At 33.1% G+C, this 18,047-nt stretch carries 19 protein-coding genes; 14 read left to right on the top strand and 5 right to left on the bottom strand.

What is annotated here, in order from left to right:
- Positions 1-120: 120 nt before the first annotated feature.
- The gene (locus B0A65_RS17565; RefSeq protein WP_074659918.1) at positions 121-303 is read right to left on the bottom strand and encodes a DUF5522 domain-containing protein; all 183 of its coding nucleotides are present in this window, start codon (positions 301-303) and stop codon (positions 121-123) included.
- Positions 304-420: 117 nt separating this feature from the next.
- Between B0A65_RS17565 and B0A65_RS17560 the strand changes: the two genes are divergently transcribed.
- The 6 genes from B0A65_RS17560 (at position 421) to B0A65_RS17535 (ending at position 6,794) form a co-directional block, all read left to right on the top strand.
- Positions 421-756, top strand: a complete 336-nt coding sequence (locus B0A65_RS17560; RefSeq protein WP_074659919.1) for a hypothetical protein — start codon at positions 421-423, stop codon at positions 754-756.
- Positions 757-764: 8 nt separating this feature from the next.
- Entirely contained in the window at positions 765-1,661 is an 897-nt protein-coding gene (locus B0A65_RS17555) for a 1-aminocyclopropane-1-carboxylate deaminase/D-cysteine desulfhydrase (RefSeq protein ID WP_242670305.1), read from the top strand.
- The gene (locus tag B0A65_RS17550; protein ID WP_074659921.1) at positions 1,654-2,556 is read left to right on the top strand and encodes a glucosaminidase domain-containing protein; all 903 of its coding nucleotides are present in this window, start codon (positions 1,654-1,656) and stop codon (positions 2,554-2,556) included. Before B0A65_RS17555 ends, B0A65_RS17550 begins: the two co-directional genes overlap by 8 nt.
- 34 nt (positions 2,557-2,590) lie before the next feature.
- Positions 2,591-2,842, top strand: a complete 252-nt coding sequence (locus B0A65_RS17545) for a hypothetical protein (protein ID WP_074659922.1) — start codon at positions 2,591-2,593, stop codon at positions 2,840-2,842.
- Positions 2,843-2,877: 35 nt separating this feature from the next.
- Positions 2,878-4,164 (top strand): glutamate-1-semialdehyde 2,1-aminomutase, encoded by a 1,287-nt coding sequence (hemL, locus tag B0A65_RS17540; RefSeq protein WP_074659923.1) that lies wholly within the window; start codon positions 2,878-2,880, stop codon positions 4,162-4,164.
- A 155-nt stretch (positions 4,165-4,319) separates the two neighbouring features.
- Positions 4,320-6,794: a zinc-dependent metalloprotease gene (locus B0A65_RS17535; protein WP_074659924.1), complete on the top strand. Its 2,475-nt coding sequence runs from the start codon at positions 4,320-4,322 to the stop codon at positions 6,792-6,794.
- A gap of 70 nt (positions 6,795-6,864) precedes the next feature.
- On the opposite strand, the gene B0A65_RS23560 is transcribed toward B0A65_RS17535, so the two are convergent.
- On the bottom strand, positions 6,865-7,569 hold the full coding sequence (locus B0A65_RS23560) for a hypothetical protein (protein WP_074659925.1): 705 nt from the start codon (positions 7,567-7,569) through the stop codon (positions 6,865-6,867).
- A gap of 160 nt (positions 7,570-7,729) precedes the next feature.
- Positions 7,730-8,182, bottom strand: coding sequence for an SPFH domain-containing protein (locus B0A65_RS17525; protein WP_074659926.1), 453 nt, complete (start codon positions 8,180-8,182; stop codon positions 7,730-7,732).
- A gap of 192 nt (positions 8,183-8,374) precedes the next feature.
- Here B0A65_RS17525 and B0A65_RS17520 point away from each other — a divergent pair, with 192 nt between their 5' ends.
- Complete coding sequence (locus tag B0A65_RS17520; RefSeq protein ID WP_074659995.1) at positions 8,375-9,400, top strand: 2-hydroxyacid dehydrogenase; 1,026 nt, start codon at positions 8,375-8,377, stop codon at positions 9,398-9,400.
- Between the two features lie 84 nt (positions 9,401-9,484).
- A complete protein-coding gene (locus tag B0A65_RS17515) occupies positions 9,485-10,087 on the top strand; it encodes a hypothetical protein (protein WP_074659927.1) in 603 nt (200 codons plus the stop codon).
- An 86-nt stretch (positions 10,088-10,173) separates the two neighbouring features.
- Here the strand turns inward: B0A65_RS17515 and lysS are convergent, their stop codons facing one another.
- Entirely contained in the window at positions 10,174-11,877 is a 1,704-nt protein-coding gene (gene lysS, locus B0A65_RS17510; RefSeq protein WP_074659928.1) for a lysine--tRNA ligase, read from the bottom strand.
- Between the two features lie 383 nt (positions 11,878-12,260).
- Here lysS and B0A65_RS17505 point away from each other — a divergent pair, with 383 nt between their 5' ends.
- From B0A65_RS17505 to B0A65_RS17480, 6 genes are all read left to right on the top strand, one after another.
- Positions 12,261-12,989, top strand: a complete 729-nt coding sequence (locus tag B0A65_RS17505; protein ID WP_074659929.1) for a hypothetical protein — start codon at positions 12,261-12,263, stop codon at positions 12,987-12,989.
- A gap of 151 nt (positions 12,990-13,140) precedes the next feature.
- Positions 13,141-13,896, top strand: a complete 756-nt coding sequence (locus B0A65_RS17500) for a hypothetical protein (RefSeq protein ID WP_242670304.1) — start codon at positions 13,141-13,143, stop codon at positions 13,894-13,896.
- Positions 13,897-13,901: 5 nt separating this feature from the next.
- Complete coding sequence (lipB, locus tag B0A65_RS17495) at positions 13,902-14,600, top strand: lipoyl(octanoyl) transferase LipB (protein WP_074659931.1); 699 nt, start codon at positions 13,902-13,904, stop codon at positions 14,598-14,600.
- A gap of 26 nt (positions 14,601-14,626) precedes the next feature.
- On the top strand, positions 14,627-15,442 hold the full coding sequence (locus tag B0A65_RS17490) for a DUF6597 domain-containing transcriptional factor (RefSeq protein ID WP_074659932.1): 816 nt from the start codon (positions 14,627-14,629) through the stop codon (positions 15,440-15,442).
- Between the two features lie 78 nt (positions 15,443-15,520).
- On the top strand, positions 15,521-16,117 hold the full coding sequence (locus tag B0A65_RS17485; RefSeq protein ID WP_074659933.1) for an NAD(P)H-dependent oxidoreductase: 597 nt from the start codon (positions 15,521-15,523) through the stop codon (positions 16,115-16,117).
- 168 nt (positions 16,118-16,285) lie between these two features.
- Entirely contained in the window at positions 16,286-17,137 is an 852-nt protein-coding gene (locus tag B0A65_RS17480; RefSeq protein WP_074659934.1) for a nuclear transport factor 2 family protein, read from the top strand.
- Between the two features lie 79 nt (positions 17,138-17,216).
- On the opposite strand, the gene B0A65_RS17475 is transcribed toward B0A65_RS17480, so the two are convergent.
- The gene (locus B0A65_RS17475) at positions 17,217-17,885 is read right to left on the bottom strand and encodes a ribonuclease HII (protein WP_074659935.1); all 669 of its coding nucleotides are present in this window, start codon (positions 17,883-17,885) and stop codon (positions 17,217-17,219) included.
- Between the last annotated feature and the right edge of the window lie 162 nt (positions 17,886-18,047).

Genomic DNA, 18,047 nt, shown 5'->3' with positions numbered 1-18,047 from the left:
TTAGATTGTTAGACTTCTTAGCATTTTTTGAAGTTGAAAATCATAGCTGCCTGTAATGAGGTTAGGTAAATTTAAAATTCGATTTAAAATAATTATCTAATTTCCTAATTGACACATTATCTAATTAGACTTCCTGATTCGTCCGGTATTTTTGTCAAACCCATACGGACAATGGCGGCAGCCACTTTTACAGCAATAACCACGTTTTAAATGGTGTTTTTCAGTAAAGCATTTATAACCCTCCGGAGTATAATAAAAATCTTCGCCTTCAATTAATTTATTTTCATTACTTTGCTCTTTCATAAATCTGCTTTGGGTACTTGTTTTATTTCTCTAAAAAAAATCAAAAATAAATAATTGATTGTGATTTTAATGAAATCAAACAATTATATAGCTACAAATTTATAAATTTTACAGCCAATGTTTCTGATTGTTGCCAAATATTTAATTCCGAAAGGATATCGCGGAATGGCTGTCTTTCCGTTTGTTGTGGTTAAATATGGTTTTGATAAAACAAACGGTATTTTTGTCAATCATGAAAAAATACATTTAAGACAGCAATTAGAAATGCTGATTCTTCCTTTTTTTATCTGGTATTTTTTTGAATATCTGATCCGGTTGATTCAATATAAAAACAAGGATTTGGCATATCGAAATATTAGTTTTGAAAGAGAAGCCTATACTAACGAATCAGATACAAATTATCTGAAAAACCGATCTTTTTTTCAGTTTCTAAAATACATCACTTTAAAATAAAACCGATTTTGAACCAACAAATTCATATCAATTTTCCCAATGATATTTCGTTAACTATAAAACGTGAAGACTTGATTCATCCTTTTGTTTCAGGGAATAAATTCAGAAAACTAAAATATAATTTGCTTCAGGCGAAAGCCGAAAATAAAGAAACGATATTGACTTTTGGAGGTGCATTTTCCAATCATATTGCTGCGGTCGCCTACGCAGGAAAAGAAAAAGGTTTTAAAACCATCGGAATTATTCGGGGTGATGAACTTTTTGATAAAATTGACGAAAATCCAACTTTGAAGTTTGCTCAGGAAAACGGAATGGAATTTGAATTTATTTCCAGAGAAGAGTATCGAAATAAAAGTGAAAGTTCTTTTTTAGATCAGTTAAAAGAGCAATTTGGAGACTTTTATTTAGTGCCCGAAGGCGGAACAAACGAACTTGCGGTAAAAGGTTGTGAAGAGATTTTGACAGCCGAAGATGCTGTTTATAATTATGTCTGCTGTGCCGTAGGAACGGGTGGCACGATTTCTGGTTTGATTAATAGTGCATTGCCAAATCAGAAAATTTTAGGGTTTCCGGCGTTAAAAGGTGACTTTTTAACCGATGAAATTCGTATTTTTGCAAAAAAAGATAACTGGAATTTAATTTCTGACTATCATTTTGGAGGTTATGGCAAGATAAATTTAGAATTAATCGAATTTATTAATGCGTTTTTTGAAGAAAACAAAGTGCCCTTAGATCCAATTTATACGGGAAAGATGGTTTTTGGCGTTATAGATTTAATCGGCAAAAATTATTTTCCTGCACATTCAAAAATTTTACTCATTCACACTGGAGGATTACAGGGAATTGAAGGAATGAATATGAAGTTGAAGCAGAAAAAATTACCAATACTCAAAAACAATGATTAAAAAAATCCTACTGTTTCTTATAGTTGCAGTTCTGGCAAGCTGTTCATCCAGCAAACCGGCTATCGCGACGACTAAAAAACAAGCAGCAGTTCAGAAGCCCCGGACGGTGGCGGCTAAAAAAGAAAGTCCTGTTAAGCCAATTGGCAAAAATTACCCTTCTACAAATAATACAACTGAGGTTATTCAATCTACTTCAAAAACAGTTGTTAACAGCAGTTCAATTAACGATTATGTTTTGCAGTACAAAGATATTGCAATGGGAAATATGCAGAAATATGGTATTCCTGCCAGTATTATCTTGGCTCAGGGAATTTTAGAATCTGGTGCAGGAAAAGGAGATTTAGCAGTTTCTGCCAATAATCATTTCGGAATAAAATGTCATAAAGACTGGCTGGGCGAAAGCGTTCGTCATGACGATGATGCAGAACAGGAATGTTTCAGGAAATATAGAGAAGCTTCAGAATCGTATCGCGATCATGCCTTGTTTTTGGTGGGAAAAAATAGATATGCTTCTTTATTTACTTATGAAAAAGACGATTATAGAGCCTGGGCAAAAGGATTAAGAGCCTGCGGTTATGCTACAGATCCTAATTATCCGGACAAATTAATCAGTTATATAGAACGTTATAACCTGCATCAATACGATTGTCAGATTACAGGAAAAACGTATGTTGCAATTAATAAATCGGCTCCAGCAAGAAAACCATCTTATGATGTGGCTTCGGATCCAAAGATAAATATGAGCTCAAACGATCCTAATTTATATGAAGTTCAAAAAGGAGATACGCTATATTCTATTTCGAAGAAATTCAACATATTAGTTGACGACATAAAACAGAAAAATAATCTTTCAGATAATGCACTTTCGGTTGGACAGAAGCTTAAAGTGAAATAATTATGAGTTTTGAATTATAAGTTATGAGTGATTTATGAAGAAGGTAATCTCTACTGTAATTTTTATTTTTGCCATTGTTTTGGTAATTAGACTTTTTTGCGGAGTTTATGTACATGATGAATTTACAGAAAAACATTTTTTTATAAAACATCGTCCAACTTTGAAATGGACATTTTATTCTCCTACTAGAATGTCAGATACAAAATTTAAAGAACTTTCAAAAGAAGAACAAACAGAACAAAAATACTTTAATGAGTTTGTAAGAGATCAAGGTTTAAGTCGATAAATCTAAAATCTGAACTCAAAAATCTAAAATAAATAATGATCTATAAAAGAAGTAGTCAGCTTTTTGCTGAAGCAGAAAAAGTAATTCCGGGAGGAGTAAATTCACCAGTTCGCGCATTTAAAGCAGTAGGAGGAACTCCAATTTTTGTAAAAAGTGCCAAAGGTGCTTATTTATATGACGAAGACGGAAATAAGTTAATTGATTATATCAATTCTTGGGGGCCAATGGTTTTGGGTCACGCCTATCAGCCAGTTGTTGATGCTGTGATTGAAAAAGCTAAATTGGGAACTTCATTTGGAATGCCAACAGAATTGGAAACGGAGATCGCTGCTTTGGCCGTTTCTATGGTGCCAAATATCGATAAAATCAGATTTGTAAATTCAGGTACAGAAGCTTGTATGAGCGCGATTCGTCTGGCTCGTGGATTTACAAAAAGAGATAAAATCATCAAATTCGCAGGTTGTTATCATGGACATTCTGATTCCTTTTTGATTCAGGCAGGAAGTGGAGCTGTAACTTTTGGTTCTCCAAATAGTCCGGGCGTTACAGAAGGAACAGCAAAAGATACTTTATTGGCAAAATACAATGATTTAGAGAATGTAAAAACTTTAATCGAAGCGAATAAAAATGAAATTGCAGCTATTATTATTGAACCTGTTGCCGGAAATATGGGCTGTATTCCCCCTGCAAAAGGATTTTTACAAGCTTTAAGAGATTTGTGTACCGAAAACGGAATCTTATTGATTTTTGATGAGGTGATGACAGGTTTCCGTTTAGCTCGCGGAGGAGTTCAGGAATTATATAACATCAATGCTGATATTGTCACTTTCGGAAAAGTAATTGGTGGAGGTTTACCGGTTGGAGCATTTGCTGCACGTGCTGAAATCATGAATTATTTAGCACCGCTTGGGCCAGTTTATCAGGCAGGAACATTATCCGGAAATCCATTAGCAATGGCTGCCGGATTAGCGATGTTGCAATCTTTGGATAATAACCGTGCTATTTTTACTCGTTTAGAAGAAAAAACAGCTTATTTAGAAGCAGGTATTGATAAAGTTTTAAAAGCAAATAATGTTGCTTTTACGATCAATAGAGTAGGTTCTATGATTTCTGTTCACTTTGATGAAAATCCGGTTGTTGATTTTCAAACAGCTGCAAAAGGAGATAATGAAACGTTTAAAAAATTCTTCCACGGATTGTTGAACGAAGGTGTTTATATTGCGCCATCTGCTTACGAAACCTGGTTTATTACGGATGCATTGACATACGAAGATTTAGATTTTACTATAAATGCAATTGATAAGGTTTCAAAAACATTTTAGTTTTAAATCCGAACATAATTAAATTTAAGGCTCAACTTTGGTATAAAGTTGAGCCTTTTTTATTAGTTAATAAAAAGTTAATGAACCTTTGTTTTCTTTGATTATTGTATTCAAAAATTATTTTTGTTTATCAAATAACCATTAAACCAAAATAAATGAAGAAATTTTTCATTTTATCTACTATAGCAGCTTTGATGCTATTTCCTGTTAACCAATTTGCTCAGAATAAAAAGAAATCCAAAAAAGAAGAAACGGCAACTCCTCCGCCAGAAAAAAAACCGGAGTCGGGAATTAAAGAGTATAGCAAAGTAATTACAAAAGATGCTATTTCTGATACAGGACTTTTTACGGTTCATAAAGTGGATAAAAAGTACTACTTCGAAATTCCAAATAAATATCTAAATAAGGACATGCTTTTAGTAAGCAGATTGTCGAAACTGCCTTCTAATTTAGGAGGAGGTTATGTAAATGCTGGTTCAGAAACAAATGAGCAATTGATTGTCTGGCAGCGTTTTCAGGATAAAATTCTCATCAAATCAAAATCATATAATGCAGTTGCAAACGATACCTTACCGATTAGTATTTCGGTAAAATCAAACAATTATGAGCCAACGTTATTTGCTTTTGATATTGTAGCCTTCAGTAAAGATTCGGCCAATACGGTTATTGATGTAACTAAATTTTATAGTACAGATGTAAAGGCAATTAGCGGAATATCTGCAGAGATGCGTGAAACGTATAAAGTAAAAGGTTTGGATGAAACGAGAAGTTTTATCAATACAATTAAAAGTTTTCCAATGAATATCGAAGTTATTCAGGATATGACTTATAATGCTTCAAAACCATCAATGTTAGAAGAAAGTGAATCGATCAGTATTCAGATGAATCAATCGATGGTTTTATTGCCGGAAGTGCCTATGAAACCTAGATTAGCAGATCCGCGTGTAGGTTGGTTTACTGTAAGCCAGTATGATTATGGAAGCAATGAATTAAAATCAGACCTGAAAACATACATCCGTCGTTGGAGATTAGAACCAAAAGATCCGGAAGCGTATGCCAGAGGAGAATTGGTTGAACCAATCAAACCAATTGTTTATTATTTAGATCCTGCAACACCTGAAAAATTGAGAAAATATATCAAACAGGGGATTGAAGAATGGCAAAAACCTTTTGAAACTGCCGGATTTAAAAATGCAATTATAGCAAAAGACGCTCCAACAAAAGAAGAAGACCCTGATTTTAGTCCGGAAGATGTGCGCTATTCGGTAATTCGATATGTAGCAAGTACAACTCGAAATGCAGTTGGGCCAAGCGTTTCAGATCCACGTACTGGAGAAATTATTGAAAGTGATGTTATTTGGTATCACAATCATTTGCGTTCGTACAGAAACAGATATTTATTAGAAACGGGAGCTGCAAATCCGAAAGCAAGAACTTTACAGACCAGTGATGAAGAAATGGGAGAGATGATGCGTATGGTAATTGCACACGAAGTGGGTCATGCGTTGGGTTTTCCGCACAATATGGGCGCCAGTTCTTCTTATGATTGTGAAAGCTACAGAAACGGAACTTTTACTCAGGAAAACGGAATTTCAGCGAGTATAATGGATTATGCACGATACAATTATATCGCGCAGCCAGGAGATCAAAATATCCGATTTATTCGTAAAATGGGAGCATACGATCATTATGCTTTAAATTGGGGATACAGAGTGATTCCGAATGCTAAATCTTCTCAGGATGAAAAAGCGACTTTAGACAAATGGATTTTAGATAAAGCAGGAAATCCAATTTATCATTTTGGAAAACAGAGTAGTGCTTTTGATCCAACTTCGCAAACCGAAGACATAGGAAACAATTCAATGAAAGCCAGTACTTACGGAATGAAAAATCTGGAATATGTTGCTAATCATCTAAATGAATGGACAAGCAATGTGACCAATAATTATGAAGATTTAGACGAATTATATAAAGAAATGTTAGATGTTTGGAGTAGGTATGTGGGACATGTTGTAACCAATGTTGGGGGTGTTTATGAAAATACTAAAAACCCAAATCAGGCAGGAAATGTTTATGAAGTAGTGCCAAAAGCAAAACAAATTGAAGCCATGAATTGGTTGCAGGCAAATGCATTTGCTTCTCCAACCTGGATTGTGAATGTCAATACATTAAAAAACACCAATTATGCAGGTTATACAGAAACGTTTAGAAATCTGCAGGTTAGACATTTAAATAATTTATTGAGTCTTGGCCGTATTGGAAGGTTAATGGATAATGAAATTTTGGGTGCTGATACGTACAAAGCGTTGGATTTATTTAAAGATACCCGAAAAGGAATCTGGAAAGAAACCAATACAGCAGCAAATGTGACGATCTATCGTAGAAATTTACAAAGAGCTTATATCGATAGAATGGCGTATTTAATGACAGAAGAAATTAAGCCAGCGGATAGATCAACTGTTTATTATAATGTGTCTCAGTCTGATTTAAGAGCGTTGGTACGCGGCGAATTAAATGTTTTGAAAAAATCGCTTGCAGCGGCAAAAGCATTGGGTGTAAATACAGAAACAAAATACCATTATGAAGATTGTATCAAACGAATTGATTTGATTTTAAATCCAATTAAATAAGAGTTATTAGAAATAAAAAAGAGGCTTAAAAGCCTCTTTTTTTTGATCTCAATTACATTTTATTTTTTCTTTAATCTTTCATTTTGTCTTTATGCTCTTTTTGAATTGCAGTCCATTTTTGATATTGATCAGCATTCAAAATAGATTTCATTTTTGCATCAGTTGCTTTGTGATCTTCTTCCATTTGTTTTTTCATGGCAGCTTTTTCAGCATCAGTTGGTTTTGCATTAGAATCTTTTCGATTCTTTTTAAACGTTTCCATTTTAGTGCTTCTTTCAGATAAAAGTGCAGCAACTTGTTTTTGTTGATCAGTATTTAAATTCAGATCTGTTGTTAATTTTTGCAAGTGTTCCTGATCACGTTCCTGTGGACTTTTATGATCATGTTTTCGGCTGTGATCTTTTTTCAGTGCGGTCCATTTAGTGTATTGATCAGCATTTAAAATGGCTTTCATTTTAGCATCATTAGCTGCTTTTTCAGTTTCCATTTGTTTTTTGAAAGCTGCTTTTTCTGCATCAGTAGGTTTTGTTTTATTGTCTTTTCCTGATGCTTTAAATTTTTCTGCTTTGGCACTTCTTTCTGCTAAAAGCTGTTTTACTTGTTCTTGTTGTTTTTTATCTAAACTCAATTCAGAAGTCAATTTCTGTAAATGTTTTTCATTACGTTGTTCCGGAGTTAAATTTTCTTTTTGATGATGTGCCGGTTTCTGATTGATGTCTTGTGCAAAACTTACTATTCCAACGAACAATAAAGCTGCGATAAATAATTTTTTCATAATTCGTTTTTTTTAATGGTTTATAGTATTTAGACATTCACAACCTTGTTAAGTTTAATGTGATTTTCAGGTTTATCTTTTATTTAACAGAAAGTATTAATTAAAATACAAATTATATTCAAAAATAAAAAAGAGGCTTAAAAGCCTCTTTTTGTCAATATTACATATTGTTTTCTTTTTTGTATTCTTTCATTTTTTCTCTAGCCTTGTCTTTGTTTTCTTCCTGAATAGTTTTCCATTTAGTATATTGGTCCGCATTCAGTATAGATTTCATTTTAGCGTCGTTAGCGTCTTTTTCAGCCATCATTTCTTTTTTAAAGGCTTCTCTTTCTGCAGCTGTTGGTTTTACATCGCTGTCCTTTTTGGCTTGACGGGCTTCTCTGAATTTATCAGCTTTTGCACTTCTTTCGGCTAATAATTGTTTTACCTGAGCTTGTTGATTGGCATCTAAGCTTAATTCAGAAGTTAGTTTTTTTAACTGCTTGTCATTACGCTGTTCCGGTGTCATTCTTTCTCTGTGCTCTTTATGATCCTGAGTTGGATCCTGATCTGCGTCTTGTGCAAAACTTGCTACTCCAACGAATAACAAAGCTGCGATAAATAATTTTTTCATGAGGTAAGTTTTTTAATTGTTATATACTTTAGACTTTATGAAATTCATTAGGTTTAATCTGCGTCTCAGAATTATATTTTATTTAACAAATTGAAAACTAATTCATTAAAACGTTTGTATTCAGATAAAAATTATAGAATTAATTGCGTATTTTTAAGGTATCAACAAGTTAAGAACTTAGAAGAAATTATTATGACTCCAGAAACAGCATCAAACAATACTAAAATTGCTTTTTTTTCAACCCAGCCTTACGATAAAACATTCTTTAATAAATACAATAAAGAGTTTGGTTTTGAGCTGGATTTCTTTGAAACGCAATTGAATCCTCAAACGGTAATTTTAATCGAAAACGCAGCTATAGTTTGTGTTTTTGTGAATGATATTGTCAATGAAGCCGTAATTAAGCAATTGGCAGAAAAGAACGTCAAAATTATAGCATTGCGTTGTGCTGGTTTTAATAATGTCGATTTAGAAGCGGCCAAAAAATACAATCTAAAAGTTTGCCGCGTTCCTGCTTATTCTCCTCAGGCTGTCGCTGAACATGCCATGGCGATGATTTTGACCTTAAACAGAAAAACACATAAAGCCTATAACAGAGTTAGGGAACAAAATTTTTCCCTAAACGGATTGTTAGGTTTTGATTTATTCGGCAAAACCATCGGAATCATTGGAACCGGAAATATCGGGAAAGCTTTTGCTAAAATAGCTTTAGGATTTGGTTGTAAAGTTCTGGCTTATGATATTGTAACCAATTCTGAAATGGAAAAAGATGGAGTTGAATTCGTTACTCTGGAAACCATTTTTAAATCGAGCGATATTATTTCGCTGCATTGTCCTTTAAACGAGCAAACGAAGCATATAATAAATAGTAAGTCTATTGATGAAATGAAAGACAGCGTCATGATCATCAATACCAGTCGTGGAGGATTAATAGAAACGGCCTGTGTTATTGAAGGCTTAAAAGAAGGTAAAATAGGTTATTTAGGAATCGATGTTTATGAGCAGGAAGAAAAACTGTTTTTCAGGGATTTATCTGCAGATATCATTCAGGACGATGCGATTCAGCGTTTAATGAGTTTTCCAAATGTTTTGGTAACGGCGCATCAGGCCTTTTTTACTAATGAAGCTTTAACGCAGATTGCTTTGGTGACATTTAATAATATTAAATCACTCTTGGCTAAAAATGACATTGAGAATAAAGCGGCTTTGCTTGTTTAATTTTAATCAGATTTATAAACCCGTTAGGTTTTTAAAACCTGTCGGGTTTCGAAACGTATCTTTAGAATCTTAAAAATAGAAATTATGAAAAATAAAATTTTGATTGCATTGTCAGTATTCGCGTTATACTCTTGTCAAAACAAAGAAAAACCAGCATCAAAAAATATCATTAAAACGATTGTTCAGGATACCTTATCAAAAACATTGGGAGGAACGGCAAATTTGAGTGAAGTCACTGCTAAAAATGATAAAGAGGTTGAGTTAATTAGAAAACAGCTTTCAATTTTACTAAAGAAAGATTTACCAGTAATGACAAAAGACGAACGTTTCTTTTACTATGAAGCTTACGATTTAAATAACGATAAAAAAGACGAATATTTTGTTGGTTTCTCCAATCCGTATTTCTGCGGAAGTGGAGGCTGTTCCGGTTATATTCTAAATAATGATGGAAGTGTTATCAATAAGTTTACAGTAACTGATTTTCCAATTTTTATTGGAACAACAGCTTCAGAAAATTTTAAAGATTTAATTTTTAATAGTGGTAATACATTGCATTCCCTAAAAATGAAAAATGGAAAATATCCTTCAAATCCATCCGTTCAGGAAAAATGGAAAGGAAATATTCCTGCAGCATCTCCGGTTGTTTTGGATATTTATGCTAAGAAATTGGAGAAGTATTCGTTTTAGTCGTAGCATAAAAAACCCGACAGGTTTTTAAAACCTGTCGGGTTTGTATATTGAATTTTGGAATTTCTAAATTTGGAATTTAAAATCTATCCTACCAATTCCACAAATTTAAACTCACCTTCAACAGCAACTTTAGTCAAACCGTGTTTAGATAAGTTTTTCATAGACGCATCCCATTTTTTACCACTTAAATTCGCAGTAATTTTTAATTGCTGAAGATCCATTTTATTTTCATTTCCTTTCAATAAATCCAGGATAAATTTCTCTTCGTCAGAAAGTTCTATCGAGGCTTGTTTTTTCTCCGGACGCATTTGCGGGAACAATAAAACTTCCTGAATCGATGCATTGTTTGTTAAATACATAATCAAACGATCCATTCCAATTCCCATTCCAGATGTTGGAGGCATACCGTATTCCAAAGCTCTTAAGAAATCTTCATCGATAATTCCGTTTGCTTCATCATCACCTTTTGCAGCCAAACGCATTTGATCTTCAAAACGCTCACGCTGATCAATTGGGTCATTCAGTTCAGAATAAGCATTTGCGATTTCTTTACCACAAACCATCAATTCAAAACGCTCTGTAAGATCTGGATTATCACGGTGTTCTTTACATAAAGGCGACATTTCTTTAGGATAATCTGTAATGAAAGTTGGCTGAATATAATTTCCTTCACATTTTGCTCCAAAAATCTCATCAATCAATTTTCCTTTCCCCATTGTGTTATCAACGTCAATTCCCATTCCTCTGGCAGCTTCAAACAATTCGGCTTCGCTTTTTCCTGAGATATCAAAACCAGTAAAATGTTTGATAGAATCTGTCATTGTAACACGGGCATAAGGCGCTTTAAAGTTAATTTGGTGCTCGCCAAATGTAACTTCGCTAGTTCCATTTACGGCAATAGCACAATGCTCAAGCAAACCTTCAGCAAATTCCATCATCCAGTTGTAGTCTTTGTAGGCTACATATATTTCCATGGCAGTAAATTCAGGATTATGCGTTCTGTCCATTCCTTCGTTACGAAAGTTTCTTGAGAACTCATAAACACCTTCAAATCCACCAACAATTAATCTTTTTAAATACAATTCGTTGGCAATACGCATGTAAAGCGGAATATCAAGCGAATTATGATGCGTAATAAAAGGTCTAGCCGAAGCACCACCCGGAATTGACTGCAAAACAGGAGTGTCAACCTCAAGATAGCCGGCATCATTAAAATAACCACGCATTGCGGTGAATAACTTTGTACGTTTAATGAAAGTTTCCTTAACATGTTGATTTACTGTTAAATCAACATAACGCATTCTGTAACGCAATTCAGGATCATTAAAGGCATCATGAATATTTCCGTCTTCATCCGTTTTTGGCAAAGGAAGCGGACGTAATGTTTTACTCAAGAAAGTAAATCCGTCAACACGAATACATTGTGCGCCCACTTTCGTAGTAAACAATTCTCCTTCAATACCAACAAAGTCACCTAAATCAGTTAGTTTTTTAAATACAGTGTTGTATAATGTTTTATCATCACCTTCGCACAAAACATCGCGATTCACGTACAATTGCAAACGCCCTTCGCTATCCTGCAATTCAGCAAAACAAGCTTTTCCCTGATCACGAATACTCATCAAACGTCCCGCAACGATAACCTTCTTACCTTCTTCAAACGATTCCTTCACTTGCTTCGAAGTATGATTTACTGGAAAAAGATTAGCCGGATAAGGATTGATTCCTAAGTTGCGTAAGTTTTGAAGTTTTTCTCTTCTAATGATTTCTTGTTCTGATAATGCCATTTTGTGCTCTTTTTTTAAGTCTGCAAAGATAAAGAAAAGAATGTAGATTTCAGAATGCAGTTTTTAGATTTTTTGAAGCAGAAAATTATCGTATTACAATCACCTTTCGTCCCGCTATCCGCTTGTATCTTTTTTGTCTCGTTCTCCAAACGAGACAAAAAAGGATACCGCTGCTATCGGGGCTAAATTAGAAATTTTAGTTTTCAAAAGACGTTTGAGTTGGGATGTTTATCATTGCGAGGAACGAAGCAATCACACGATCTAAATCAAATTGAGGTAAAAAAGAACTAGACAATCAAAATGAGATTGCTTCGTTCCTCGCAATGACAAACAAAAAAACCTCAGTATCTTAGCATCTCAGAACCTTAGCACCTTTCAAGAAAATGAACTACATAAAAACCTTCTTACTCTTAATTTTACTCTCAAGCTGTCAAATTACCGAAACCATAAAAATCAATCCGGACGGAAGCGGAAGTATTGAAATTTTTCAATTACGTGACGAAAATAGCTATATGCAAGTAGGTCGTCCTCTTTCGAGTTCAGAAAAATTTACAGATACACTATTTGTTTTTCAGGATTATATTACAAAATATGCAACAACATTTGTGAAGTTTAGTAAATCGGACCAGACACTGTTTCAGGAACATGCTAATGTCAAAATGCATGTAAAGGTCGATCCAATTCAAATGGAAAATTTTAATGTAATTTCTTCCGACTTTAAGAAAATAGAAGAACTGCCAAATGTTTATGAAAGTCTTAGTTTAGCAAATTCCTTAAAAGAGAATTATCCGGTTTCAAAAGAGTTTTTCAAAATTAAATATACTTTTGACGGTTTTACTTTTAAAAGGAATCTGGTTATTGTTGATCAGGAAGCATTTGATAAGAATAAAAAAATGCTTGAAGAAAGAAAAAAAACGTATGCTAAATACAAATTAGTACAATCGTATACTTTAAAATATCATTTCCCGGGAAAAATAAAATCAATTTCAAATGATAAAGCCATTATCAGTCCTGATAAAAAATCATTCACATTAGAATTTCAACTTTCAGATTGTTTACAAAATCCTGAAATGACGAATTTAGAAGTGGTTTTGGAGCCAAGCAGCAATTAAACGATTAAACAAATAACCGATTTCCAATTAAAAATGAATATTAAAAAGAGATCTGAAGACAATGCGATAAAAACTCAGAACCTTAGAATCTTAGAACCTCAGAGCCTTTAAAAATAAAATACTCTTCGTATATTTGATAAAAAATTAACCAATGATGAAATTTTATAAATTACTTAGTTTTTCTTTTTTAGTGGCAACACTTACAAGCTGTACTTTTACTGAAAATATGTACATTAATGACAACGGAACCGGAAAATATTCTGTCGATATGGATGGTTCTGCTTTGATGGAAATGGCTGGTGATCAACTAGGAAATCAAATGGGGGCCGATGCTAAAAAAAATATCGATTCTACTTTTACATTCAAACAATTAATTGCGGATAAACAAGATAGTATCTCAAAATTATCTCCTGAAGCGCAGAAAGAAATTAAAAAATTGGAAAATTTTGTTTTCAATGTAAAAATGAACGGAGAGCAAAAACAATTCTTAATGAACATTTCTACCGATTTTAAAAGTGTTAGTGAGTTACAGGATATATTGCAATCGATGAGTACACTTCAAAAACTGGAAGGCGGTACTGCTCCTGCGACCCCATTTTCAGGTTTAGGAGACAATAAGAGTAAACTAAGTTATACTTATGATGGAAAGAAATTTACACGTAAAGCAATCATAGACAAGCAGAAAATTGCAGAGAAACCAGCTGATTCGACAGCAGACATGTCGAAAATGATGTTTGCTTCGTCTAACTATGTTATTAAATATCATTTTCCTAAACGTGTAAAAAAGGTTTCGAACCCAACAGCATTGTTTAGCGAGGATAGAAAAACAATTACAATTCAATACCCTTTCACGGATTATATGGAGAATCCTGACAAACTTAACTTTGATGTTGAGTTTGAAAAATAATTAAAATGAATAAAAAAATTCAACTTCAAGATTTAGGAAACAGAGATTATAAATCGACCTGGGAATATCAGGAAGAACTTTTTAAAGACATAGTCGACTTAAAAATCAAAAACAGACGAGAAGAACTCGAGTTAGAAACTCCAAATTATTTGTTGTTTGTAGAACATCCGCACGTTTATACATTAGGAAAAAGCGGTGATTTAGAAAATTTATTATTAAACGAAAAGCAACTAGAAGCCAAAGGAGCAACTTTCTATAAAATCAATCGCGGCGGTGATATTACCTATCACGGACCCGGACAAATTGTAGGTTATCCAATTCTGGATCTGGAAAATTTTTTTACTGATATTCATAAATACCTGCGTTTTCTCGAAGAATCAATTATCCTGACTTTAGAAGAATACGGTTTAAAATGTGGTAGAAGTGAAGGTGAAACAGGAGTGTGGCTAGATGTGGGAACTCCGTTTGCACGTAAAATTTGTGCACTTGGCGTACGTGCCTCACGCTGGGTAACCATGCACGGATTTGCCTTAAATGTAAATGTCGATTTAGGTTATTTTGATAATATCATTCCATGTGGAATTCGCGGAAAAGGCGTTACTTCATTACAAGTAGAACTTGGCGTTGAAAAAGTAGATGAAGACGAAGTAAAAGCCAAAATCATCAAACATTTAACTCACTTGTTTGAAGCTGAATTTGTTTAAAATAAGCTTCTCAAATATAAAATAGTATGAAAAATGCTGAAAATAACAATTATAGAATTGCTGTTCCTTCGGCATTTGAAACTGTTTTTTCTCATTTTTACTTCGCAGAAAACAAAACCGATCTTCCGGTTACAAAAACTTTATTGCCGAGTTTTCAAACCATTTTGGTTTTTAATTTCGGGACAAAATCGACTTTAAAATCACAGCAAAATACTGTTTTGGAAGTAGAAAAATGTATTGTTTTAGGTCCTATAAAACAGGCTTTTGACTATACTTTAGAACCTGATTCAGAAATTTTAGTAGCCAATTTTAGAGAAGACGCTTTTTATCGATTCTTCGGGAATGTATTGTTTGATTCACTGCCAATTCATCCGGATGCTTTACTTCAGGAAAATTGCTTCAGTCTCTTATGGGAAGAACTTCAACAAATTTCTGAGGTTACAGAACGTGTCGCTTATATTTTAGACTTCTGTAAGCCCTATCTTAGAGAACAAAATGAAATCACAACACTTTTGACCGATTTTAAAGAAGGAAATCTAGATCCTATAAAAGTAATTGCTTCAAAGATAAATCAGACGGAAAGAAACATTCAGCTCAACCAAAAAAAGGTTTTTGGCTATACTATTAAGGAAATAAATCGTTACGAAAGGTTTTTAAAAGCCATAAATGAAATTCAGAAAACTATACTTAATCAGTCCAAAACAGATTGGCTGAATATTGTCGAGGAATGTGGTTATTATGATCAAAGTCAGCTTATTCATGACTTTAAATTTTATATGAATATTTCTCCAACGAAATTCCTGAAATTTCAAAACGATATCTGCAGTTCAAAAGCAGAATAAATTCCATTTCGTTTTCTTACAATTCCCGCCGAAGCTTGCGCTTTACATTTGTCATGTTCAATCTTAAAAATAGAAAACATGAAAAATTTAATTATTTACGCACATCCAGATCCAGCAAGTTTAAATTATTTCTTCAAAGAAACTGTTCTTCAAAGTTTAGAAAAGTCTAAACAAGAAGTTGTAGTTCGTGATTTAAATGAAATTAATTTTAATCCAGTTTTATCTCTGAAAGATATGCAAGGACAAAGAATGGGAAAAGTGGCAGAGGATGTCAAAACAGAACAGGAATTTATCACTTGGGCAGATCGAATTATCTTTATTTATCCAATTTGGTGGACAGGAATGCCTTCTATAATGAAAGGTTATATAGACCGCGTTTTTAGTTACGGATTTGCTTACAGATATGATCAGGGTATTCAAAAAGGATTATTAACTGACAAAAGTACCATCATTATCAATTCTCACGGAAAATCGAATGCAGAATATGAAGCAATAGGAATGGATAAAGCTTTGGCATTAACTTCAGATGTTGGAGTTTTCAATTATTGTGGTTTGAAAATCAAACAACATTTTTATTTTGATAAGGCAGATAGAGCTGCAGCAGAAAGTATTTCAGAATGGGAAAATCAAATTAGAAATGAATTTAGGTTTGAAGATGAAGTTGTTTTTGAATAGAAATTTATTTTAAAAAATAATATTGAAAAAAATGTAAAAATGCCTTGGTAAAAGCCAAGATTGTGAATTGTTGGCAAATTATGAGAATTATCAATATTGTACCGTTTTTATGTGTAAATTGGTTTCATACTTTTATATAATCCTTATTCAAATCTAATTTTACAGCTTATGAGAAAAATCTACTTTATTTGTTTCCTTTTTATTCTCAACAATGTTTTTGCTCAAAAGAAAGATAAATTAAATCCAATTGCGGTTTACGAAAAAGTTTGGCAAGAGCGCAGCAGCGATGCACGATTAAAATTGATAAAAACAATTTGGCTAGAAGATAGCACGTTTGAAGATCCTTCTGCATCTATAAAAGGAGCCGTTGCATTAAATAATGTTATCAACGAATTTTATAAAAAAAATCCCGATGCTATATTGACCTCAGGTTCAAAAGTAGTAAAAGACAATTATGTAAGCTGGGATTGGAAAATTCTCGATTCAAAAAATAAACTGATAATGGCCGGTCGTGATTTTGCCCGATTAAATGGGAAAGGCCAGGTAAGTAAAATTATTGGTTTTTGGGATCAGGAAGTTACTCCGTCTGAAACGGAAATATTAAAAAATCTTGAATCTGATAATTATAAAGTTGTAGCTAAATATTATGAATCTCTTTTTAAAACCAGAGATTTCAATACAATGGCAACCACAATTGAAGAAGGAGCCATTTACAATCAGGCTGAAGGTTTGCCATATGGAGGAACTTATGTTGGTTTTAATGAATGGACTAAAATGTTTACGAAATCAGCAGAGTTTTTTGATTTGGAAATAGAAAAAGAACCTGTTTATTTTAGTGATGCTACTAAAAATGAAGTAATTATTTATTTCACTATAAAATGTAAAGCAAAAAAATCAGGAAAAACACTTTCAATGCCAATTTCAGAGCATTTTGATTTGAAAAACGGAAAAATTACTGCAATCAGACCCTTTTATTTTGATACTAAACAGTTTGCAGAATTCTTGAAAAGCAAAAAGTAAAATTACTATAAGTTTATTATTTTTAATAGATAAACTAGTCGTAAAAAAAAAGGCTTATCCATTGTGATAAGCCTTTTTTTTATTGTTCAAAAAAATCTAATTCCAATTGGTCAGGCAAAAGCCTGAAACTCATTCTGTGATATTTTGTGGTGCCATGTTTTCGAATGGCATCGCGATGTTCTTTGGTAGGATAGCCTTTGTTTTGTTTCCAATTGTACATAGGAAATTCTTCATGGATTTGCTCCATATAGAGGTCGCGATAGGTTTTTGCCAAAATTGATGCTGCGGCTATGCTTAAAAATTTTGCATCTCCTTTTATTATACTCTGATTCGGAATTGATTTTAATAATTCTATTTCTTCAAAAGAAAATTGTTTCCCAAAAGTATTCCGTAAGCCTAATTTTGCATTCAAAGCACGGTTTCCGTCTACGATAATAAAATCTGGTTTTTGATTTAATTTTAAAATACATTCCTGCATTCCTTTCATGGAAGCATTCAGAATATTTATTTCATCAATTTCGTCCGGAAATAAATGTGTAACCGAAAAGCAAACTGCATGCTGCTCTATAATAGGTTTCAAAAGAAATCTATCTTTTTCAGACAATTGTTTACTATCATTTAAAATTTGGTTTTCAAAATTAGCAGGTAATATTACGGCTGCGGCAGTTACAGGCCCGGCAAGGCATCCTCGACCAGCCTCGTCAGTTCCGGTTTCTAGTATATGTCCTGAAAAATTAAGTTGAAGCATGCTTTTATTTTGAACAGCAAATATAATTTTTTTCTAAAAAAAAAGGCTTCTAAAAATTTGATTAGAATTTTAGATAGTATTTTGTTCTAATTAATTTGGTTAATTTAATATTCAATGTGTTTTAAAAGATGATTTTAATTNNTTTTAATTGAGAAGTGAGGT

Origin of the sequence: Flavobacterium frigidimaris (assembly GCF_002217275.1) — a bacterium.
Lineage (GTDB): Bacteria > Bacteroidota > Bacteroidia > Flavobacteriales > Flavobacteriaceae > Flavobacterium > Flavobacterium aquidurense.
Note: the sequence above shows the minus strand (reverse complement) of the source record. Positions and strands in the feature narration are given on the sequence as shown.